Here is a 21,901-nt window from a genome sequence, read left to right as displayed (position 1 = left end):
CATCCGAGCTCCGAGCGCTACTCCGTGCCGCGTGCGCCGCACGACAGGCGGAAGGACAGGGAGTTTCATGGACCATGTTGCATGCGACCCCAGTGCCGATGGGCTGCCCGAGGCCATGGCCTCAGCCGTAATCCAGCTGCGCTCCGTGCTCAGCGGCGACGTGGACGACTCCGTGCGCCGGCGGGCCGAGTACTCCACGGACGCCTCCAACTACCGCGTCGTACCGGGTGTCGTCGTCCAACCCCGGGACGCGGACGACGTGCTCGCCGCGGTCGAGATCGCCCGGCGGACCGGTGTGCCGCTGACCTCCCGCGGCGGTGGTACGTCCATCGCGGGCAATGCCATCGGGACCGGCATCGTGCTCGACTTCTCCCGGCACATGAACCGGGTCGAGGGGGTCGACCCGGAGGCCCGGATCGCCCGCGTGCAGCCGGGTGTGGTGCTGTCCGAGTTGCAGCGTGCCGCGGGACCGTACGGGTTGCGGTTCGGGCCCGATCCGTCCACGCACAGCCGGGCCACGCTCGGCGGCATGATCGGGAACAACGCGTGTGGCCCGCACGCGGTCGCGTATGGCAGGACCGCGGACAATGTCGCCTCGCTCACCGTCGTGGACGGCGCCGGGCGGCGCTACACCGCGGGCCGTGGCCTGGATCCCGTACCAGGTCTGGACGTTCTGGTCCGGTCCCATCTCGCCGTGCTGCGCACCGAGTTCGGGCGCTTCGCACGGCAGGCGTCCGGGTACTCCCTCGAACACCTCCTGCCCGAGAAGGGGCAGCATCTCGCCCGCGCCCTGGTCGGCAGCGAGGGCACGGCCGCCGTCCTGCTCGGCGCCGAGGTGAACCTGGTGCCGGTCGCGCCCGCGCGGGTCCTCGTGGTGCTCGGCTATCCGGACATGCCGGCGGCCGCGGACGCCGTACCGGCTCTCCTCAAGCACAAGCCGCTCGCCGTGGAGGGCCTCGACGCCCGCCTGGTCGATGTGGTCCGCCGCCACCACGGCGCCGACCGGGTGCCGCCGCTGCCCGAAGGCGGAGGCTGGCTGATGATCGAGGTCGGTGGGGCCGACGCCGCCGAGGCGCTGCGCACCGGCGCGGCCGTCGCCAAGGATGCCCAGGCCCTGGACCACACCGTCTTCCCGGCCGGGGCGGCCGCCACCGCCATGTGGCGGATCCGCGAGGACGGGGCGGGGCTCGCCGGTCGCACTGCCGAGGGCAAGCAGGCCTGGCCCGGGTGGGAGGACGCCGCCGTTCCACCTGAGCATCTGGGCTCGTATCTACGGGACTTCGAGAAGCTCATGGACGGGTACGGGGTGCGGGGGCTGCCGTACGGTCACTTCGGGGACGGCTGCGTACACGTCCGTATCGACGTACCCCTGGAGCGCGACGGCGATGTGCTGCGCGACTTTCTGCACGACGCCGCTCGCCTGGTCGCCTCGTACGGCGGCTCGCTGTCCGGCGAGCACGGTGACGGCCGCGCCCGCAGCGGCCTGCTGCCGCTCATGTACTCCCCCGAAGCCCTGGATCTCTTCGGGGAGTTCAAGGCGCTGTTCGACCCCGATCACCTGCTCAACCCGGGGGTGCTCGTCGACCCTCGGCCCGTCGACGCGGATCTGCGGCGCCCCGCCGCCCCCACCCTGCCCCTCTCGGCAGGGCTCGCACTCGTCCACGACGACGGCGACTTCACCAAGGCCGTGCACCGCTGCACCGGGGTCGGCAAGTGCCGCGCCGACAACTCCGCTTCCGGCGGCTTCATGTGCCCCTCCTACCAGGCGACCCGCGACGAGAAGGACTCCACGCGCGGCCGCGCGCGCGTGCTCCAGGAGATGGTCAACGGCACGCTCGTGCAAGGCGGTTGGCGTGCACCGGAGGTCCGGGAATCGCTCGACCTGTGCCTGTCGTGCAAGGCGTGCGGCAGCGACTGCCCCGCCGGGGTCGACATGGCCGCGTACAAGTCGCAGGCCCTGCACGAGGCGTACAAGGGACGGATCCGGCCGCGCACCCACTACAGCCTGGGCCGACTGCCCGACTGGCTGTCTCTCCTCGCCCGCACCGGGCGCCTGGGGTCCGGCGTCGCGAACGCCCTCACTCGGGTGCGCCCGCTCGCGCGGGTGCTGCTGCGTCTCGCGGGCATCGACGCGCGCCGCAGCCTCCCGCGCCTGCCCGGTCGCAGCTTCACCCGGCAGTGGCGCCGCCGCGCCCGAGCGCAGGGGGCGGGGCCGCGGGTGGTGCTGTGGGCGGACTCCTTCTCCGACGTGCTCAGTCCGGACGTGCCCCAGGCGGCCGCACGTCTGCTCCAGGACGCGGGCTTCGAGGTCGTGGTGCCCGAGCGGCGTGCCTGCTGCGGTCTGACGTGGATCAGCACCGCCCAACTCGACGGCGCGCGCGAGCGGTTGGCCGGTCTGCTCGACGTACTTGGTCCGTACGCGCAGGACGGCGTCCGCATCATCGGCCTGGAACCCTCCTGCACCGCCGTCCTCCGCTCCGACCTCCTGGAACTCCTCGGCGACGACCCCCGCGCGCCAACGGTGGCCCGGGCCACGCGCACCCTCGCCGAGACGCTGAGCGACCACCTTCCCGAGGGCTCGGCCTGGACCCCGCCCGAGCTGACCGGCCTGACCGCGGTCGTTCAGCCGCACTGCCACCAGCACGCCGTCCTCGGCTTCGACGCCGACCGTCGCCTGCTCGCCGCGGCCGGGGCCGAGGTCAGGGAGCTCGCCGGATGCTGCGGTCTCGCGGGCAACTTCGGGATGGAGCAGGGCCATTACGACGTCTCCGTCGCCGTCGCCGAGAACGCGCTGCTCCCCGCCCTGCGCGGGGCGGACGAGGGCACCGTCTTCGTCGCGGACGGCTTCTCCTGCCGTACCCAGGCGGACGACCTGGCCGGGGTGCGCGGCATCCACCTGGCACAGCTCCTGACCGGCCACGCGGGAGTCCCGAGCCCTGCCGATACCGTGTCCCCGAACACAGGACGGCGGACCGGCGGGCCCGGCCCGGCCTCCTCCTGACGGCAGAGACGGGCGGATGGGAACGTGGCACAGCGACCGGACGGCGAGTCCAGCAAGACCGATCAGCTCGCGGTCGCGATCCGGGACGCCATCCGCCGCGGCGAACTGGCCGGGGGCGAGCTGTACTCGGCGCAGGAGCTCGGGCAGCGCTTCGGCGTCTCCCGTACCCCCGTCCGCGAGGCGTTGCTGCGGCTCGCGGACGCCGGGCTCGTCAGCATCGAGAAGAACCGTGGCGTACGCATCGCCACCACCAGCGAGACCGACCTCGCCGAGATCTTCACCCTGCGGCTGCTCCTGGAGCCGCCCGCCGCGCGCCGGGCCGCCGCCCGCATGACGGACGACGAGCGGGAGCAGCTGGCGGCAGCGCTGCGGGAGATGCGTGAGACCGCGCACGACGTGGAGGCGTTCTTCGCCGCCGACCACCGCTTCCACGAGATCGTCCTGCGCGGCAGCGGCAACCGTAGGCTCGCCGACCAGGTCTCCGCGCTGCGGAACGCCATCACCCTCCAGGGCCGCCGCACCGTCCCGCGGCACCGCGAGGCCCCCCAGGTCATCGCCGAACACGAACGCATCGCCCGCGCCATCGCCGCCCGCGCGCCCGAGGGCGCGGCCCGCGCCATGCGCCACCACCTGCTGAGCTCCGCGGAACTGCTCGTCGCGGAACGGGACTCGGCCGCGTACCTCGACTGGCAGGAGTGGATCGGCTACGAGGACGACCGCGCCGACAGCCGCTGAGCGCCCGCCCGGTACGGTCATGTCCGGCCGACCCGCGGGCGTACGGGGTGTCGGCCCGGGCAAGCAGCGGTACGGAAGACAGGGGAGGCGGTCCACGTGGCCGAGCCGGACGCGACAGACGCAGGGTTCCCGGCGGGCAACGCCGACACGGACGCCGTAGCGGAATCACGGCTGCCGCAGGTGCCGGGCTTCGCCCCGTGGCCTCCGCAGGAGTCCCCGAAGAAGACGGGCAAGGCACTGCGCGAGCAGACCTCCCGTGCCGCGCATGCCGTGGCCGCACCGGCCGAAGGGCGCCCCGACGCGGTCACCGCCGTGGCGGAGTCCAACCGGGGGCGGCTCCCCGAGCTCACCCCGATCCGGGTCGGCAGGATGGCCGCGACCCCGTTCGCGTTCCTGCGCGGCTCCGCCGGGCTGATGGCGTACGACCTGGCCCGTACGCCCGTCACCGGGATCGGGGCGCAGATCTGCGGCGACGCGCACGCGGCGAACTTCGGCCTTTACGCCGATGCCCGCGGCGGCCTGGTCATCGACCTCAATGACTTCGACGAGACGGTGCACGGCCCCTGGGAGTGGGACCTCAAGCGGCTCGCGACCTCCCTGGTGCTCGCCGGGCGCGAGGCGGGGTGCGACGAGGACGACTGCCGCGAAGCGGCCTACGACGCGGTGGGCGCGTACCGCCGCACCATGCGGCTGCTCGCGAAGCTGCCGGTGATCGACGCCTGGAACGCCATCGCGGACGAGGAGTTGGTCTCGCACACGGACGCGCACGACCTGCTCGGCACCCTGGAGCGGGTCGCCGAGAAGGCGCGGAACAACACCAGCGGCCGGTTCGCCGCCAAGTCGACCGAGGTCCGCGCGGACGGCAGCCGCCGCTTCGTGGACGCGCCCCCGGTCCTGCGGCGCGTGCCCGACGCCGAGGCGGCGGCGGTGGCCGAGGCACTCGGCGGCTATCGGGACACCCTCGCTGAGGACCGGCTGCCGCTGCTCGCCCGGTACGCGGTCCAGGACGTCGCCTTCCGGGTGGTCGGCACGGGAAGCGTGGGCACCCGCTCGTACGTCGTACTCCTTCAGGACCACCGCGGCGAGCCACTGATCCTCCAGGTCAAGGAGGCCCGCGCCGCGGTCCTGGTGGAGCAGCTGCCCGTGGCCGGATTCAAGGTGCCGCAGGGGACGCACGAGGGCCGCCGGGTGGTGCTCGGCCAGAAGCGGATGCAGGTCGTCAGCGACATGCTCCTCGGCTGGACGACCGTATCGGGACGGCCGTTCCAGGTACGGCAGTTCAGAAACCGCAAGGGCAGCGTGGACCCGGCGGCGCTCGCCGCCGACCAGATCGACGACTACGCCCGGATGACCGGCGCCCTGCTCGCCCGGGCCCACGCGCACAGCGCGGACCCGCGCCTGATCGCCGGTTACTGCGGCAAGAACGAGGAACTGGACGAGGCCTTCGCCACGTTCGCCGTCGGGTACGCGGACCGTACGGAGGCGGATCACGCGTGTCTGGTGGCGGCGGTGCGGGAGGGACGTATCGCGGCGGAGCTCGGGGTGTGAGGGGCGCGGGACCCCTCAGCGGTCCGATCGAGTTCACGCTTCACGCCAGGCGGAACACTGCCTTGAGCCACTGCTCGGCGCTCTCCGAGCGGAGGAGGGCGCGTCGGTCGGCGGCGCTGCCGGAACCCGGCCCGGCGGCCGAAGCGGTCAGGGCTTGCTCCATGGCTTGGCTCGTCCGGCACGACGTGCAGCGCCACCAGGAAGCCGATGGTGCCGTGCCCGGCGCCGTGCTGGGTGAGGTGGACCGGCGCGACCGAGCCCGGAGAGCGCGGGGAGTCCGACCGCCTGCGCGGCCGAGCTGCCGGGGCCGAGCAGCGGCGGGCTGAGCACCGCGCCGAACGCGGTGGCGAGCAGCACCACGCCGAGCGCGCGTCCCCGGCTGCCCTCCGCCACCGCTCGGGCTGCCGCGTAACGGACCAGAAATATCGACGAGTTGGCGGTGCCGAGCAGCGTGCTGCCGAACAGCATCAGCGGCAAGCTGCTCTGCGTCGCGGAGGGGACGAACGTCCGGCGGAGTTGTATGTTCCGCGGATTTCCCGCACGAATCGAGCCATGTGCGCCCAGGAAGCAATCGCGCTCCCCCACTGTTGGCCACCGTTGTGTGGCATGACCAGGACGACACCGGAGGTCTCCCCGTATGACGTCGATGACGTCAATGAGGCCGATGACGCCGATGACGCCGACCGCGCAGAGTGGAGAGAGCCATGGCTGACACCCTCGCCGAACAGGACACGGTCGCCCGGGAGCGGCGGCTCAGGACCATCGTCGGCACCGGATTGGGCAACGCGCTCGAGTGGTTCGACTGGAACATCTACGCGATGTTCGCGCCGTTCCTGGCCGCCCAGTTCTTCAGTACGACCGACCGCCTGTCGGCGATCCTGTCCACCCTCGCGGTCTTCGCCATCGGTTTCGTGGCGCGGCCGTTGGGCGGGTTCCTCTTCGGCTGGGTCGCGGACCGCAAGGGGCGGCGCTTCGCCATGAGCCTGTCGGTGGGCGGCGCGTCCGCGGGCAGTTTCCTCATCGGCATCTCACCGACGTACGGGATGGTGGGCGCCACGGCCTCGCTGATCCTGCTGATCGCGCGGCTCGCCCAGGGCCTCGCCCACGGCGGTGAACTCCCCTCCGCCCAGACGTACATAGCCGAGACCGCCCCGGCCGAGCGGCGCGGACTGTGGTCCAGCCTCATCTACGTATCCGGAACGCTGGGGATCGTGGCGGGCACCGCGATCGGAGCCGTCCTGGCGTCGCTGCTCACCACGGAGCAGATGGGAGCGTGGGGTTGGCGCGTGCCCTTCCTCCTCGGCGGTGTCCTCGGCCTCTACGCCCTGGTCATGCGGCGGCGGATGCCGGAGACCGCGGCCTTCCGGCAAGCGGCCGAACAGGATGAACAGGATGAGCAGGGCAAGCACGCCGACCGGACCAGCATGTGGCAGGCCATCGTGGGCCACCGCAAGCAGGCCCTCCAGGTGATCGGCATGACGCTCGGCGTCACCGTCACCTATTACGCCTGGGCCGTCTCCGCCCCGCAGTACGCCATCAGCAACCGCGGCCTCGATCCGGTGGGCGCCCTGTGGGCCGGACTGGCCGCCAACGCCGTATTCGTCGCCGTACTGCCGCTGTGGGGCGCGCTTTCGGACCGCATCGGCCGCAAGCCGGTGCTGCTCATCAGCGTCTTCGGCATGGCGGCGGTGGTTCTGCCGCTCAACTCCTTCGTCGACGACCGTGCTTGGCGGCTGGGCGTGGCCATGGCCATCGTGATGATCTTCCTCGCGGGCGCCGGCGCGATTCTGCCCGCGGTGTATGCCGAGCTGTTCCCGACCCGTATCCGCACCGTCGGCGTCGCCGTCCCGTACTCCCTCTGCATCGCGGCCTTCGGCGGGACCGCGCCGTATCTGCAGACCTGGATCGGCGCGGAGCTCGGTAGCGCGTACTTCAGCGGGTACATGGTGGTGCTGCTGCTGATCTCGTCGGTGGTGATCGCCCGGCTTCCGGAGACGCGGGCCCGCACCTTGCAGTGACGGCCCCATCGCCGACTGCCGGTTATTCGTTCCCGGTTGTTCACCGCACGTGTCTGGTAATCGCCACGGCATCACGAAAAAGTAACGAGTCTAGACCCAATCCTCGGAGCCCCAAAGGCTCCGGAGGCCCCAACGCCCCTGCGTGCCAGCGGCGTTGGGGCCCCTTGTCCCGTACGGCCTGCTGATTCGGAGGAACCATGCCGTCCCCTGGCCTCTCTCGCCGCTCCCTGCTCACCGCCACCGCTTCGGCCGCCGCCCTCGCGGCTGCGGGCACGCTCACCGGAACCGGCGCTGCCCACGCCGCCGACCATGGGCAGTCCGGGCGCGGCCGTAAGACGCCCAAGGTCCTGCTCATAGGCCTCGACGGTGCCCTGCTCGACCGCATCGAGGACGCCGACGCCCCGCGGCTGCACGCCCTGATGGCCGGTGGGCTCACCGCTCCCAGCACCATCGCGTACGCCCCGCCCGTCCCGACCTCGTCCGGCCCCGGCTGGGCGACCATCGCGACCGGCGTCCTGCCGGGCAAGCACGGTGTGGTCGACAACAGCTTTCAGGGGCAGAAGTTCGCGCAGTACCCCGACTTCCTCACGCGTGCCGAGAAGGTCGGGCCCGCCCTGAAGACGTACGCGATTTCCTCCTGGCCGCAGTTGACCACGGCCACCGGTGGCGGGCCCGTCTTCTCCGAGAAGGTCGACCGTCGGGACACTCCCGGTGCCGAGTACGACGCGGGTACCACCAAACGTGCGGCCGCGTACCTCAGCGAGGCCGGACCGGACGCGACGTTCATTCAGCTCGACAACGTCGACCACGCGGGGCACGAGTGGGGAGCCGCCAGCCAGGAGTATCTGGATGCGCTCCATGCCGTGGACACTCAGGTCGGGACGATTCTCGACGCGGTCGAGGGGCGTTCCTCGTACGGGGACGAGGACTGGCTGGTGATGGTCACCGCCGACCACGGGCACACCGACGCGGGCGGCCACGGCGGGTTCACCGAACCGGAGAAGGCGACGTTCCTCATCGCCAACGGTGCTGGTCTCACGCCCGGTTCGACCCGTACCGACGCGTCGATGGTCGACATCGCCCCGACCGCGCTCACCCATCTCGGCATCACCGTCGCCGGGTCGTGGGGCCTCGACGGCCGGTCGCTCGTCTGACCCGCACCACAAGCCCGAGGCTTCCGCCGACGGGGAATTCTTGCCTTCCCCTTGCTCTTCTTCCATCGCTCCTCTTCCATCGCTCTTCTTTCGTCGCCCTTCTTTCGTCAATTCAGCGACGAAGTGCCATAGAAGTTTTCTACCGGCCGCATTCATAATTCGTTCCGGCAGATTTCCGTGACCGCATTGACCGGGCCGGGGCCGGATGTCAATTTTGAGGCTCGCCGTGTGAGAAGGAGGAGCAATGGCCGAATTCGATGCCGGACGGCACGTACTTCCCCGGCCGGACCTGCGTCGGCCGCTGACCACCGTGCTCGACGTGCACGATCAGGAGGCGCCCTTCACTCCGGTCGGCCCGGTGCCTCCCCCGGAGAACGCTCCGAACGTGGTGCTCGTGCTCGTCGACGACCTCGGGTTCGGTACCTCCAGCGCGTTCGGCGGGCCGTGTGAGATGCCGACCGCGGACCAGCTCGCCGACAACGGGCTGCGGTACACCCGCTTCCATGTGACGGCGCTCTGCTCGCCCACGCGGCAGGCCCTGCTGACCGGGCGTAATCACCACTCGGTCGGCATGGGCGGCACCACCGAAATGGCCACCGCCGCTCCGGGGTACAACGGATTCCGGCCCCGGAGCGCGGCGACCATGGCCCAGATTCTCCAGGGCAATGGCTACAGCACCGCGGCATTCGGGAAATGGCATCAGACCCCGCCGCGGGAGATCAGTGCGGTCGGGCCGTTCGACCGCTGGCCGACCGGGGAGGGTTTCGACACCTTCTACGGCTTTATGGGGGCCGAGATGAACCACTGGTATCCGCTGCTGTACGAGGGCACCACCCCGGTCGAGCCGGATCGCCGCCCCGAGGACGGCTACCACCTCACCGAGGATCTCGTCGACCACGCCATCGACTGGGTGCGTACGCAGCGCACGCTCACCCCGGACCGGCCGTTCTTCACCTACCTCGCGCTCGGCGCCGCGCACGCCCCGCTGCATGTCGGCCCCGAGTGGCAGGAGAAGTACCGGGGCCGCTTCGACCACGGCTGGGACCGGCAGCGGGAACTCACGCTGCAACGGCAGAAGGAACTCGGCGTCGTACCCGAGGACACGGAACTCGCGCGCTGGGCCGAAGGCGTGCCCCACTGGGACGAGTTGACCGACAATCAGCGTGCCCTCTCCGCCCGTTTCATGGAGACGTTCGCCGGGTTCACCGAGCATGCCGATGTGCAGGTGGGGCGGTTCACCGCCGCGCTTGAAGAACTCGGCGAGCTGGACAACACGGTGTTCATCTACATCCTCGGCGACAACGGCGCCTCGGGCGAAGGCGGGATCGAGGGGACGGTCGTCGAGCACCGGCTCGGGCACGGCGTGGTGGACGACCCGGACGAGATGATCGAGCACCTCGACGAGATCGGCGGCCCGCACAGCTATCCGATCGCGCCTGCCGGTTGGGCGCTCGCTCTGAATACGCCGCACCAGTGGACCAAGCAGGTCGCCTCGCACCTCGGTGGCACCAGGGACGGCATGATCCTGCACTGGCCACAGGGGGTCGCCGAGCGCGGTGGGCTTCGGCACCAGTTCAGCCACGTGATCGACGTACTGCCAACGGTCCTGGACTGCGCGGGGATACCGGCGCCGTACAGCGTCGACGGGGTGGCGCAGCAGCCCATCGAAGGCACGAGCCTGTGGGCGACGCTCACCGATCCGCAGGCGCCCGAGTGCCACCGGACGCAGTACTTCGAAATGTGCGGCAACCGCGGCATCTACCACGAGGGGTGGATGGCGGTCACCCGGCACGGCGTCCCGTGGGAGATGGTGCCGACGCACGGCCGGAGGTTCACCGACGACATCTGGGAGCTGTACGACCTGAACAGCGACTGGAGCCAGGCGCACGACCTGGCCGCCCAACACCCCGGCAAACTCCGGGAGTTGCAGGACCTGTTCCTGATCGAAGCGGCGAAATACCAGGTCTTCCCGCTGGACGACCGGGTCACCGAGCGGGAGAACCCGGCCGTCGCCGGACGCATCGACCTGCTCGGCGACCGTACGTCCGTGACCTACCGCGGCGGAATGCGGCGCTTCACCGAGGAGACCACGCCCAACGTCAAGAACCGCTCGCACAGCATCACCGCGGACATCGACATACCGCCTGACACGGCGGCCGAGGGCGTGCTCATCGCGCAGGGTGGACGGTTCGGCGGCTGGTCCCTGTACGTGGCGGGCGGCAGGCCGACGTACGTCTACAACTACTTCGGGATGGACCGGTACACCGTGCGCAGCGGGGCGGATCTGGCGCCGGGGCGGCACGAGGTGCGGCTCGAGTTCGAGTACGACGGCGGAGGCCTCGGCAAGGGCGGGACCGCCGTGCTCATGGTGGACGGTGCGAAGCAGGCGAGCGGGCGGGTCGAGCAGACCATCCCGTACTACTTCTCCTTCGACGAGACGCTGAATGTCGGGGTGGACCTGAGCACACCGGTGACCGACGACTACCCGGTCATCGACAACGAGTTCACCGGGACGATCCACACGGTGCGCATCGACCTGGACGCCGAGGCCACCGACCCGGCCGAGTTCGACGGCGGGCTGCACAGGCGCGTCATGGGGGCACAGTGAGCTGCTGCGCACCGTCCGGCGGCGGTGGCGGTAGCGGGCGGGCCACGGCAGCCCGCCCGGCGGCTCCTCCCGCCACCTCGCGCGAGAAGGCGACCGAGGGCATGGTGGCCGTGCCAGCCGGTGCGTTCCTCATGGGCAGCGAGGATGCCCTCGCCTATCCGGCCGATGGCGAGGGCCCGGTCCGGACCGTGTACGTCGACGCCTTCTGGATCGACGCCTGCGCGGTGTCGAACGCGGATTTCGCCCGGTTCGCCGCGGAGACCGGATACCGCACGACCGCCGAGCGGGACGGCTGGTCGTTCGTGTTCGCCGGGCTGCTCCCGGACGACTTCCCGCCCACCCGAGGCGTGGTGAGCGCCCCGTGGTGGCGCCAGGTCGAGGGCGCCGACTGGCGGCACCCGGACGGGCCGCGGTCCGCGGTGGACGGCCGGGAAGATCACCCCGTGGTGCACGTCGACTGGCACGACGCCGCCGCGTACTGCGCTTGGGCGGGCAAGCGTCTGCCCACCGAGGCGGAGTGGGAACGGGCCGCCCGCGGGGGCCTGCACGGCAAGGCGTTCCCCTGGGGCGATGAGCGCGAACCGGGCGGACAGCACCGGATGAACGTATGGCAGGGCGACTTCCCCGCGCACAACACGCAGGCCGACGGCTGGTACGGCACCTGTCCGGTGACCGCGTTCGAGCCGAACGGGTACGGCCTTTACAACACGACCGGCAATGTCTGGGAGTGGTGCGCGGACCGGTTCTCGTGCTCCCCTGACCGGCAGGAGCGCGTCGCCAAGGGCGGCTCCTACCTGTGCCACGAGTCGTACTGCCGCCGCTACCGGGTCGCCGCACGCCAGGGACTCACTCCGGACTCGGCCATCGGCAATGTCGGCTTCCGCTGCGCCGTGGACCCGCCGTGATAGCGACGACTCGCCTGATAGCGACGAGACGATGGGAAGACAGTGGAACGACGCCAGTTGGAGTACTTCATCGCGGTCACCGAACACGGCGGATTCACCGCGGCCGCGAACGCGCTCCACGTCGCACAGCCGTCCCTTTCGCACGCGATCCGGGCACTCGAACGCGAGCTGGGCGGCAGCCTCTTCCACCGCCTGCCGCAAGGCGTCACGCTCACCGCGGCGGGTGAGGCGCTGGTCGGACCGGCCCGCCAGGTGCTGCGCGACCTGTCCACGGCCACGTCGTCGGTACGTGAGGTCCTCGGGCTCAGCGGCGGGCGCCTGGACATCGTCTCCCAGACCACCTTGGCGGTCGACCCGCTGGCCGGTCTCCTCGGCCGCTTCCACGCCGCGCACCCCGAGGTCACCGTGCGGGTCATCGACCCGGAACGCGGCTCCGAGGTGGTGCAGATGGTCCGCACCGGCCAGTGCGAACTCGGCCTGGTGGACGCCTCCGTGAAGGCCCTGGGCGCCGGGCCGGAACTCTGCGGCACCGCACTCCCCGAGCAGGAGATGCACGTCGTACTGCCCCCGGACCATCCCCATCCGCGGACCAGCGACACCATCGAGCCGGCGGAACTGGCCGCACTCGACCTCGTCGTCACGCCGCGCGGGACGGCCACCCGGGACACGCTCGACGAGGTCTGCGCCCAGGCCGAGGCCACACCCCGGATCGTCGTGGAGACCACGCACCGGGCGATGCTCGTCCCGCTGGTCCTCGCCGGGGCCGGAGCGACCCTCCTGACGACCTCGATGGCCGAGGACGCCGCTCTCCACGGAGCCCGCATGCTGTCCACCCGCCCGCGGCTGCTGCGGCACGGCAGGCTGGTGTGGCGCTCCGGGCCGCTGTCTCCGGCCGCCCAGGCCTTCGTCGATCTCGCGTTTCCCGTGGCTGAATAACGGAGTTCGGTCCGACGCGGGCCTTCTCGTAGCCATGTGACGTGTGCAATGGTACATGTCACACACTCTCCGTGGACATGACAGCACCCGGAGGTCATCTTGTTACGCACACCCCCCACGAGAACTCTCGTCCCTCTCCTGACCGTTGCCCTGGCGCTGTGCCTCGGGCTCACCCTGCTCACCACCACCAGCGGTCGGGCAACCGCGACCGGGACACGGGCAGCCGAAGCGTCCGAGGCGCGCTCGGGCCCCGCCCCGCAGCCCGCCACCCCCACCGAGGCAGCCGCGCTGCACGACACCACGCCCGCGCACGCATCCGCGCCGCCGTACGACAACCCCTCGAAGCGACCGCCGTCGCGCCCGCACAAGGCAGCACCCCGCACGGCACCGGGCGACGGCGGCCAGGCGGCGTGCGATGTGGCCGACTTCGCCTCGAAGACCGGGGACGCTCTGGTCCAGCAGATCAAGATCTCGCAAGTCGGCTGCATCAATACGCTGTTCGGCGTGACCGGCACGGACGCTCACGCGCTCTTCCGCGAGGAGCAGATGGTCACGGTGGCGCATGCGCTGCGGGACACCGCCGCCACCTACCCGGGCGACAACAGCGATGCGATCACGCAGGTGGTGCTCTATCTCAGGGCGGGCTACTACGCCCAGTACAACGACCCGGACTCCGTCGGCGACTACGGCCCCGCCCTGAAGAGCGCCATCCAGGGCGGCCTGGACTCCTTCTTCGGCTCCGCCCACGCCTTCGACGTCAGCGAGGCCAACGGTCAGACGCTGGCCGAGTCGGTCACCCTGATCGACAGCTCCGGCGAGGGCGCCCGCTATCTCGACGTGGTCAAGCGGCTGTTGGCGGACTACGACTCGTCGTACGACGCCTTCTGGTGGATGGTCTCGGCGGTCAACAACACGTACACCGTGCTGTTCCGCGGGCACCAGTTTCCGGAGTTCGTCTCCGCCGTCGCGGCCGACCCGAGCGTCCTGACCCAGCTGCGCGACTTCGCCGTCACGCACGACGGCCTGCTCGGGACCGACAAGGCGTATCTGACCTCCAATGCCGGGCGCGAGCTCGGCCGCTTCCTGCGGCACACCCCGCTCCGCGACGTCGTACGCCCCTTGGTCAAGGAGCTCCTCGGGCGCAGCGAGATCACCGGTCGCACGGCACCGCTCTGGGTCGGTCTGGCCGAGATGACGGATGAGTACGACCAGGAGAACTGTCCGGAGTACGACACCTGCGACCTGCGGGAGCGGGTGCGGGACGCGGTACTGAAGGTCGAGCACACCTGCGCCCCGAGCCTTCAGATGGCCGCCCAGGAGATCGCGGACACCGAACTCTCGGCGACCTGCGAAAGCCTCCTCAACCAGGACGATTTCTTCCACGGCGTCGTCCAGGACGACGGGCCGGTCAAGGACGACAAGAACACCACCCTGGAAGTGGTCGCCTTCAACTCCCGTACCGACTACCAGACGTACGCCGGTCTCCTCTTCGGCATCGACACCAACAACGGCGGCATGTACCTGGAGGGCGACCCCGCCCAGGAGGGGAACCTGCCGCGCTTCATCGCGTACGAGCAGCCGCAGGGTGGCGAGTTCCAGATATGGAACCTCAACCACGAGTACACCCACTACCTCGACGGGCGCTTCGACATGTACGGCGACTTCGAGGAGGGCATGAAGACGCCGACCGTGATGTGGGTGGAGGGCGTGGCCGAGTACATCTCGTACTCGTACCGCGATATCTCCTACGACGATGCCATCGACGAGGCGGGCAAGAACACGTACAAGCTCAGCACCCTCTTCGACACCACCTACGACAACGCGGACACCACCCGCATCTACCCGTGGGGGTACCTGGCCGTCCGCTACCTCATCCAATCGCACCCGGACGACGTGACGGCCCTGCTCGGCCACTACCGCACGGGCGCGTGGGGCGCCGCCCGCACGCTGCTCACGGAGACCATCGGTACGCGGTACGACGCCGACTTCGCGGAGTGGCTGAGCCAGTGCGCGACCGGCGACTGCGGCGGCACTTCACGAGCCCGCTGACTCACACCAACGCAGGCCGGGAGAGCAGCAGCAAACTGTGGGCCCCGACCGGGACTCCACTACCCGCCTTGTACTCCACCTCGTCCGGCACCGCCCGCGGATCCGACGTATCGATCCGGGTCGTCCAGCGCTCCCCGTACGTGGCGTCCGGCAGTACGAAGATGACCGGCTCGCGGCCGCTGTTCAGCAGGAGCAGGAAGGAGTCGTCCACCACGGGCCGTCCGTGCGTGTCGGGTTCCGCGATCGCGTCGCCGTTGAGGAAGACGCCGATGGCGTGGGCGTCGGGGCGCTGCCAGTCCTTGGCCGTCATCTCGCGGGCGTCGGGGCGCAGCCACACCAGGTCGGGCAGCGGCTGGCTCTCGTGCGTCGGGGTCTCGCCCTGGAAGAAGCGGCGGCGGCGCAGGACCGGGTGGGCGGCGCGGAGGTGGATGGCGCGCCGGGTGAAGTCGATCAGCTCGCGTTGTGCGTCGGTGAGGTCCCAGTCGATCCAGGAGAGCGCGCTGTCCTGGCAGTAGGCGTTGTTGTTGCCGAGCTGGGTGCGGCCGAGTTCGTCGCCGTGGGCGAGCATCGGGATGCCCTGCGAGAGCATGAGGGTGGCGAGGAAGTTACGCTGCTGGCGTGCGCGGAGCGCCAGGATCGCCTCGTCTGTGGTGGGGCCTTCCACGCCGCAGTTCCATGAGCGGTTGAAGTTCTCGCCGTCCTGGTTGTCCTCGCCGTTGGCCTCGTTGTGCTTGTCGTTGTACGAGACCAGGTCGCGCAGCGTGAAGCCGTCGTGTGCGGTCACGAAGTTGACGCTGGCGCGCGGGCGGCGCCGCTCGTGCTGGTAGAGGTCCGAAGACCCGGTCAGACGGGAGGCGAACTCGGCGAGCGTATGGTCCGCGCCGCGCCAGAAGTCCCGTACCGAGTCCCGGTAGCGGCCGTTCCACTCCGACCAGAGGGGCGGGAAGTTGCCGACCTGGTATCCGTCGTCGCCGAGGTCCCACGGCTCGGCGATGAGTTTGACGCGGCTGACCACGGGGTCCTGCTGCACCAGGTCGAAGAAGGCGGAAAGCCGGTCCACGTCGTGGAACTGCCGGGCCAGCGTCGCCGCCAGATCGAACCGGAATCCGTCGACGTGCATCTCGGTGACCCAGTACCGCAGCGAGTCCATGACCAGCTGAAGCACATTGGGGTGCCGCATCAGGAGGCTGTTGCCGGTGCCGGTGGTGTCGAAGTACCGGGCCGGATCGTCTTCGGCGAGCCGGTAGTACGAGGCGTTGTCGATGCCGCGGAAGGCGAGCGTGGGGCCGTTCTCGTTGCCCTCCGCGGTGTGGTTGTAGACCACGTCGAGGATCACTTCGAGCCCGGCCGCGTGCAGCGCCTTGACCATCGACTTGAACTCGGTGACCTGCTCGCCGCGGGAGCCGTGCGCCGCGTACCCGTTGTGCGGGGCGAAGAAGCCGATGGAGGTGTACCCCCAGTAGTTGGACAGGCCGCGGTCACGCAGAAAGCCGTCCTGGATGTACTGGTGCACCGGCATCAGCTCGACCGCGGTCACACCGAGCGAGGTCAGGTGGTCGAGCACCGGCTCGGTCGCGAGGCCCGCGTAGGTGCCCCGCAGCTCGGCGGGCACCCCGGGGTGCGTACGGGTCAGGCCGCGCACATGCGCCTCGTACACCACCGTCTCGGAGTACGGCCGCCGCGGCGGGCGGTCGTCGTCCCAGGGGAAGGCCGGGTCGGTCACCACCGAGAGCAGGGTGTGCCCGGCGCTGTCGGCCGGTTCGGGCCCGCGGGCCGCGTGCTCGAAGAGCGACCGGTGGTTGTCCATCTGCCCTTCGAAGGCCCTCGCGTACGGGTCGAGGAGCAGCTTGGCGGGATTGCACCGGTGGCCGGCCGCGGGATCCCACGGCCCGTGCACCCGGTAGCCGTAGCGCTGTCCCGGGCCGACCCCGGGCAGATAGCAGTGCCATACGAAGCCGTCGACCTCGGTGAGGGTGACGCAGTCGTACGTGTCGTCGTCATCGACGAGCACGAGGTCGACCCGTTCGGCGACCTCGCTGAACAGGGCGAAGTTGGTTCCCTCACCGTCGCAGGTGGCGCCCAGGGGGAAGGGGTCGCCGGTCCACGTACGCACGCGGTTTGCCTCCGTAGGGCGTGTCCCTGAAGGGGGCCTCGTCCTCAAACGCCGGACGGGCTGAATTTGATGGCGACGGGGGATTCGTACGGCACCTCCTGGGCCTCGCGCAGGCTGGGCGCGGGGGTGGCGGGGGCCAGGTGGGCGGGTTCGGGAGTGCGGACGCGGCGCGAGAACCAGATGATCTTGCCGTTGGTCGCCGGGCAGCTGCCCCAGCCGTCGCTCAGCGCGGCGATCTGCGCCAGACAGCCCCGCGGCCCGTAGTGGTGCCGGGGAATGTCGGGCGAGTGGTCCGACACGGCCGTGATGAGGTGCTGCCCGTTGCACCACATCTCCACAACGCTCTGTTTGTCGGCTCCGTGTTCGTCGATCGCGCGCAGCAGGACGTCGGTCCCGCGACAGACGGGTTCTACGAGAACCCCCAGACCCCAGTGCCGGAGATGCGCGGCCAGGATGCGGCTGACCTGGCCGATCTTCTCCGGCGTGACCTCTACGTCGAGGTGGTAGTAGCAGGGGATCACTGCGTTCATCGCTGTTGACTCCTCTCCGCGAAGCTCCCGCTCCTCCGCAGCCTGATCGACCGGGCTTCCACGACGCATCGCTCCCCATGCGGAGCATTCGGTACGAAGCGCTCTCAATACGGAGCGTGAGTACCGATCGCCGTTGAGTAAGGACAAGCGTGAGAGCACTGCTCCATTCGCGCAACACGAGCGCTCCGACGCTCCGTGCTTGAACGTCCAACAGGACGCTGCGTATCCCTTCGTGCACCATGAGTCATGGAGCTCGGGAGACTGGAAGGTGACAAGCGTGATGCTGCTGCCGGACAGAGCCGAGGTCGCACGGCACCTGGATCAATACCGCGCGTGGGAGCGGCTGTTGCGCGTCTACCCGGACGACCGCAGCGTGCGGACGAATTTCGAGAACACCGCGTACACCCTGTGCGTGTTGATGGGCGAGTGCACGGCACGGGTCGCGGCCGACGTGGCCGAGCGTTACTTGCACCCGCGGACAGCGAGCCGGCCGGAGCCGGCCGCGGAGGAGAGGTCGATGGCATCAGCTCCCGGGACGCCTTCCGTTCCCGTCCCCGTCCTGGACGTCCATCCGGTGGTCGACCGCGGCCGACTCCCGGTGAAGGCGGTTCCCGGCGAAACCTTCCAGGTCACGGCCACCGTGTTCGGTGAGGGCGACATACCGGTAGGCGCCAACGTGGTGCTGCTCGGCCCCGGCGGCCGTGTCGGACCCTGGACGCCGATGAGGGAACTGGCCCCGGGCAGCGACCGCTGGGGAGCCGAGGTCACGCCGGACACGGTCGGGCGGTGGACGTACGCCGTGGAGGCCTGGGCGGACCCGGTGACGGACTGGCGGCGCGCCGCCGAGATCAAGATCCCGGCGGGCATCGACACCGGGCTCGTCCTCGAAGAGGGCGCGGCCCTCTACGACCGTGCGGCGAGCGCGGTCCCGCCGGGTGCGCAACGCGAGGTGCTGCTTGCCGCGGCGAACGCGTTGCGGGACGAGTCGCGTGCTCCGGCCGCCCGCCTGGCGGCCGCGCTGACCGCGGAGGTGGGCGCGGTGCTCGCGCGGTACCCGCTGCGCGAGCGGGTCTCCCGGTCGCGTGCGCTGCCGCTGGTGGTGGAGCCTCGGCGGGCGCTGTACGGGGCCTGGTACGAGTTCTTCCCGCGCTCGGAGGGTGCGATCGTCCGCGAGGGTGAGCCACCGGTCCCGGGGACGTTCCGCACCGCGGCGGAGCGGCTCCCGGCAATCGCGAAGATGGGCTTCGACGTGGTGTATCTGCCGCCGGTCCACCCCATCGGCAGGACCTTCCGCAAGGGCCGCGACAACGCTCTGACCGCGGACGTCCACGATGTCGGCGTGCCCTGGGCGATCGGCTCGCCGGAGGGCGGGCACGACGCGGTCCACCCGGATCTGGGCACCCTTGACGACTTCGACGCGTTCGTGCGCCGGGCCGCCGAGCTCGGGCTGGAAGTCGCCCTGGACTTCGCGCTCCAGTGCTCTCCCGATCACCCGTGGGTGGAGAAGCACCCCGAGTGGTTCCGGCACCGCCCGGACGGCACGATCGCGTACGCCGAGAATCCGCCGAAGAAGTACCAGGACATCTATCCGATCGCCTTCGACCGGGACATGCCGGGCCTGATCGAGGAGACCGTGCGGCTGCTGCGGTTCTGGACGGGACACGGCGTACGGATCTTCCGCGTCGACAATCCGCACACCAAGCCCATCGCGTTCTGGGACCGGGTGCTCGCGGAGATCAACAACACCGACCCGGAGGTGATCTTCCTGGCCGAGGCCTTCACCCGGCCGCAGATCATGCGGACCCTGGCCCAGGTCGGTTTCCAGCAGTCGTACACGTACTTCACCTGGAAGAACACCAAGCAGGAGCTCACGGACTACCTGACCGAGCTCTCCGCCGAGACCTCGGCGTATCTGCGCCCCAACCTGTTCGTGAACACGCCGGACATCCTGTCCGGCTACCTCCAGGACGGTGGCCGTCCGGCCTTCGAGGTGCGGGCGATCCTTGCCGCCACGCTCTCGCCGAGCTGGGGCATGTACGCGGGCTACGAGTTGTGCGAGAACACGCCCGCCGGTGCGGGCAGCGAGGAGTACCTGCACTCGGAGAAGTACGAACTGCGCCCGCGCGACTGGGCGGCGGCCGAGAGCGAGGGCCGCTCCCTCGCACCGCTCATCACCTCGCTCAACCGGATCAGGCGAGGCCACCGCGCCTTGCAACTGCTCAGGAATCTCCATTTCCACCAGGCCGACAACGACGCGGTCATCGCCTACAGCAAGCGCGATGGCGACGACGCGGTTCTGGTGGTCGCCAACCTGGATCCGCACCAGATCCAGGAGGCCACGGTCACGCTGCACCTGTCGGCGCTCGGACTCGACCAGCACGAGACCGTGCCGGTGCGCGACGAGCTCTCCGGCGACACCTACCACTGGGGCAGGACCAACTATGTGCGCCTTCAGCCGGGCGGCGCTCACGTGCTGACCGTCGGCCGGAGGTCCGGGGGTTGTTCCCCGGGTCAGCACAGCAACGTCCTGCGACCGTCCACCCCGTCGACCGGAGGGTCACCCACACAATGATCGTCAACGAGCCCGTCCAGGACACCTTCGAGGACACCCCGGCCAAGGACCGCCACCCCGACTGGTTCAAACGCGCCGTCTTCTACGAAGTCCTCGTCCGCTCCTTCCAGGACAGCAACGGCGACGGCATCGGCGACCTGAAAGGCCTCACCGCAAAACTCGACTATCTCCAGTGGCTCGGCGTGGACTGCCTGTGGCTGCCGCCGTTCTTCAAGTCCCCACTCAGGGACGGCGGTTATGACGTCTCGGACTACACATCCGTACTCCCGGAATTCGGCGATCTCGCCGACTTCGTGGAATTCGTGGACGCCGCCCACCAGCGCGGCATGCGCATCATCATCGACTTCGTCATGAACCACACCAGCGACCAGCACCCGTGGTTCCAGGAGTCCCGCACCAACCCCGACGGGCCCTACGGCGACTACTACGTCTGGGCCGACGACGACAAGCAGTACCAGGACGCCCGCATCATCTTCATCGACACGGAGACCTCCAACTGGACCTTCGACCCAGTCCGCAAACAGTACTTCTGGCACCGCTTCTTCTCGCATCAACCCGACCTCAACTACGAGAATCCGGCGGTACAGGAGGAGATCCTGGCCGCGCTGCGGTTCTGGCTGGACCTCGGCGTCGACGGCTTCCGGCTCGACGCGGTGCCGTATCTGTACGCGGAAGAAGGCACCAACTGCGAGAACCTCCCGGCCACCCACGCCATGCTCAAACGCGTCCGTAAGGAAATCGACGCGCACTATCCCGACACCGTGCTCCTGGCGGAAGCCAACCAATGGCCCGAGGACGTGGTCGACTACTTCGGAGAGTTCGAGGGCGGCGGCGACGAGTGCCACATGGCGTTTCATTTCCCCGTCATGCCGCGGATCTTCATGGCCGTACGCCGCGAATCCCGCCACCCCGTCTCCGAAATCCTCGCCAAAACCCCGGCCATCCCGTCCGGCTGCCAGTGGGGCATCTTCCTGCGCAACCACGATGAGCTGACCCTCGAAATGGTCACCGACGAAGAGCGCGACTACATGTACGCGGAGTACGCCAAGGACCCACAAATGCGCGCCAACATCGGGATCCGCCGCCGCCTGGCCCCGCTCCTCGACAACGACCGCAACCAAATCGAGCTGTTCACCGCCCTATTGCTGTCCCTGCCCGGCTCACCGATCCTCTACTACGGCGACGAGATCGGCATGGGCGACAACATCTGGCTCGGCGACCGTGACGCCGTCCGCACCCCCATGCAGTGGACCCCCGACCGGAACGCGGGCTTCTCCTCCTGCGACCCGGGACGGCTCTACCTGTCGACGATCATGGACCCGGTCTACGGCTACCAGGTCACCAACGTCGAGGCGTCGATGTCGTCCCCGTCCTCGCTGCTCCACTGGACCCGCCGAATGATCGAGGTCCGCAAGCAGAACCCGGCCTTCGGCCTCGGTACGTACACCGAACTGCCGTCCTCCAACCCGGCGGTGCTCGCCTTTCTCCGCGAATACGAAGACGACCTGGCGCTGTGCGTGCACAACTTCTCCCGCTTCCCGCAGCCGACCGAGCTCGACCTGAGCGCGTACACCGGGCGGCATCCCGTGGAGCTCATCGGCGGCGTGCGGTTCCCGGCCATCGGTGAACTGCCCTACCTGCTGACGCTCGCCGGACACGGCTTCTACTGGTTCCGGCTGCGCACCAACCTCCCCCCACGCCGCCCGGCAGAGCCCGACGTACGCCTGTGAAG

Annotated in this window: 15 protein-coding genes; 11 read left to right on the top strand and 4 right to left on the bottom strand. The window is 69.9% G+C overall.

What is annotated here, in order from left to right:
* The first annotated feature begins 67 nt into the window (after positions 1-67).
* The 3 genes from ACWD10_RS32865 (at position 68) to ACWD10_RS32855 (ending at position 5,284) form a co-directional block, all read left to right on the top strand.
* Positions 68-3,001, top strand: coding sequence for an FAD-binding and (Fe-S)-binding domain-containing protein (locus tag ACWD10_RS32865; protein ID WP_451097323.1), 2,934 nt, complete (start codon positions 68-70; stop codon positions 2,999-3,001).
* Between the two features lie 24 nt (positions 3,002-3,025).
* A complete protein-coding gene (locus ACWD10_RS32860) occupies positions 3,026-3,736 on the top strand; it encodes a GntR family transcriptional regulator (RefSeq protein ID WP_451097322.1) in 711 nt (236 codons plus the stop codon).
* Between the two features lie 96 nt (positions 3,737-3,832).
* Positions 3,833-5,284, top strand: a complete 1,452-nt coding sequence (locus ACWD10_RS32855) for a DUF2252 domain-containing protein (protein ID WP_451097321.1) — start codon at positions 3,833-3,835, stop codon at positions 5,282-5,284.
* 40 nt (positions 5,285-5,324) lie between these two features.
* On the opposite strand, the gene ACWD10_RS32850 is transcribed toward ACWD10_RS32855, so the two are convergent.
* Positions 5,325-5,447: a hypothetical protein gene (locus tag ACWD10_RS32850; protein WP_451097320.1), complete on the bottom strand. Its 123-nt coding sequence runs from the start codon at positions 5,445-5,447 to the stop codon at positions 5,325-5,327.
* Positions 5,432-5,752, bottom strand: coding sequence for a hypothetical protein (locus ACWD10_RS32845; protein WP_451097319.1), 321 nt, complete (start codon positions 5,750-5,752; stop codon positions 5,432-5,434). The genes ACWD10_RS32850 and ACWD10_RS32845 overlap by 16 nt, the downstream gene beginning before the upstream one ends.
* Positions 5,753-5,988: 236 nt before the next feature.
* On the opposite strand from ACWD10_RS32845, the gene ACWD10_RS32840 reads away from it, so the two are divergent.
* The 6 genes from ACWD10_RS32840 (at position 5,989) to ACWD10_RS32815 (ending at position 14,954) form a co-directional block, all read left to right on the top strand.
* Positions 5,989-7,302 carry an MFS transporter gene (locus ACWD10_RS32840; RefSeq protein WP_451097318.1) on the top strand — a complete coding sequence of 438 codons (1,314 nt, stop codon included), beginning with the start codon at positions 5,989-5,991 and terminating at the stop codon, positions 7,300-7,302.
* 197 nt (positions 7,303-7,499) lie between these two features.
* Positions 7,500-8,456, top strand: a complete 957-nt coding sequence (locus ACWD10_RS32835) for an alkaline phosphatase family protein (RefSeq protein WP_451097317.1) — start codon at positions 7,500-7,502, stop codon at positions 8,454-8,456.
* Between the two features lie 244 nt (positions 8,457-8,700).
* Positions 8,701-11,064, top strand: coding sequence for an arylsulfatase (locus tag ACWD10_RS32830; protein ID WP_451097316.1), 2,364 nt, complete (start codon positions 8,701-8,703; stop codon positions 11,062-11,064).
* 101 nt (positions 11,065-11,165) lie between these two features.
* Positions 11,166-11,969 carry a formylglycine-generating enzyme family protein gene (locus tag ACWD10_RS32825; protein WP_451097315.1) on the top strand — a complete coding sequence of 268 codons (804 nt, stop codon included), beginning with the start codon at positions 11,166-11,168 and terminating at the stop codon, positions 11,967-11,969.
* A 42-nt stretch (positions 11,970-12,011) separates the two neighbouring features.
* Positions 12,012-12,905, top strand: coding sequence for a LysR family transcriptional regulator (locus ACWD10_RS32820; protein ID WP_451097314.1), 894 nt, complete (start codon positions 12,012-12,014; stop codon positions 12,903-12,905).
* 99 nt (positions 12,906-13,004) lie between these two features.
* A complete protein-coding gene (locus ACWD10_RS32815; protein ID WP_451097313.1) occupies positions 13,005-14,954 on the top strand; it encodes a collagenase in 1,950 nt (649 codons plus the stop codon).
* 1 nt (position 14,955) lies between these two features.
* On the opposite strand, the gene glgX is transcribed toward ACWD10_RS32815, so the two are convergent.
* The gene (glgX, locus tag ACWD10_RS32810; RefSeq protein WP_451097312.1) at positions 14,956-17,067 is read right to left on the bottom strand and encodes a glycogen debranching protein GlgX; all 2,112 of its coding nucleotides are present in this window, start codon (positions 17,065-17,067) and stop codon (positions 14,956-14,958) included.
* Between the two features lie 44 nt (positions 17,068-17,111).
* The gene (locus tag ACWD10_RS32805; protein WP_451097311.1) at positions 17,112-17,597 is read right to left on the bottom strand and encodes a pep a2; all 486 of its coding nucleotides are present in this window, start codon (positions 17,595-17,597) and stop codon (positions 17,112-17,114) included.
* 268 nt (positions 17,598-17,865) lie between these two features.
* Here ACWD10_RS32805 and ACWD10_RS32800 point away from each other — a divergent pair, with 268 nt between their 5' ends.
* The gene (locus tag ACWD10_RS32800) at positions 17,866-20,169 is read left to right on the top strand and encodes a maltotransferase domain-containing protein (RefSeq protein ID WP_451097310.1); all 2,304 of its coding nucleotides are present in this window, start codon (positions 17,866-17,868) and stop codon (positions 20,167-20,169) included.
* Complete coding sequence (treS, locus tag ACWD10_RS32795; RefSeq protein WP_451097309.1) at positions 20,166-21,899, top strand: maltose alpha-D-glucosyltransferase; 1,734 nt, start codon at positions 20,166-20,168, stop codon at positions 21,897-21,899. Before ACWD10_RS32800 ends, treS begins: the two co-directional genes overlap by 4 nt.
* Positions 21,900-21,901 lie beyond the last annotated feature (2 nt).

It is taken from the genome of Streptomyces sp. NPDC002851, from assembly GCF_053591935.1.
The sequence above is the reverse complement of the archived record's forward strand: the minus strand, read 5'-3'. Positions and strand labels throughout refer to the sequence as shown.

Coding starts and splice junctions, on each gene's coding strand:
- ACWD10_RS32835 (WP_451097317.1), top strand. CDS start 7,500: ATGCCGTCCCCTGGCCTCTCTCGCCGCTCCCTGCTCACCGCCACCGCT.
- ACWD10_RS32845 (WP_451097319.1), bottom strand. CDS start 5,752: ATGCTGTTCGGCAGCACGCTGCTCGGCACCGCCAACTCGTCGATATTT.
- ACWD10_RS32805 (WP_451097311.1), bottom strand. CDS start 17,597: ATGAACGCAGTGATCCCCTGCTACTACCACCTCGACGTAGAGGTCACG.
- ACWD10_RS32825 (WP_451097315.1), top strand. CDS start 11,166: ATGGTGGCCGTGCCAGCCGGTGCGTTCCTCATGGGCAGCGAGGATGCC.
- treS (WP_451097309.1), top strand. CDS start 20,166: ATGATCGTCAACGAGCCCGTCCAGGACACCTTCGAGGACACCCCGGCC.
- ACWD10_RS32865 (WP_451097323.1), top strand. CDS start 68: ATGGACCATGTTGCATGCGACCCCAGTGCCGATGGGCTGCCCGAGGCC.
- ACWD10_RS32830 (WP_451097316.1), top strand. CDS start 8,701: ATGGCCGAATTCGATGCCGGACGGCACGTACTTCCCCGGCCGGACCTG.
- ACWD10_RS32840 (WP_451097318.1), top strand. CDS start 5,989: ATGGCTGACACCCTCGCCGAACAGGACACGGTCGCCCGGGAGCGGCGG.
- ACWD10_RS32850 (WP_451097320.1), bottom strand. CDS start 5,447: ATGGAGCAAGCCCTGACCGCTTCGGCCGCCGGGCCGGGTTCCGGCAGC.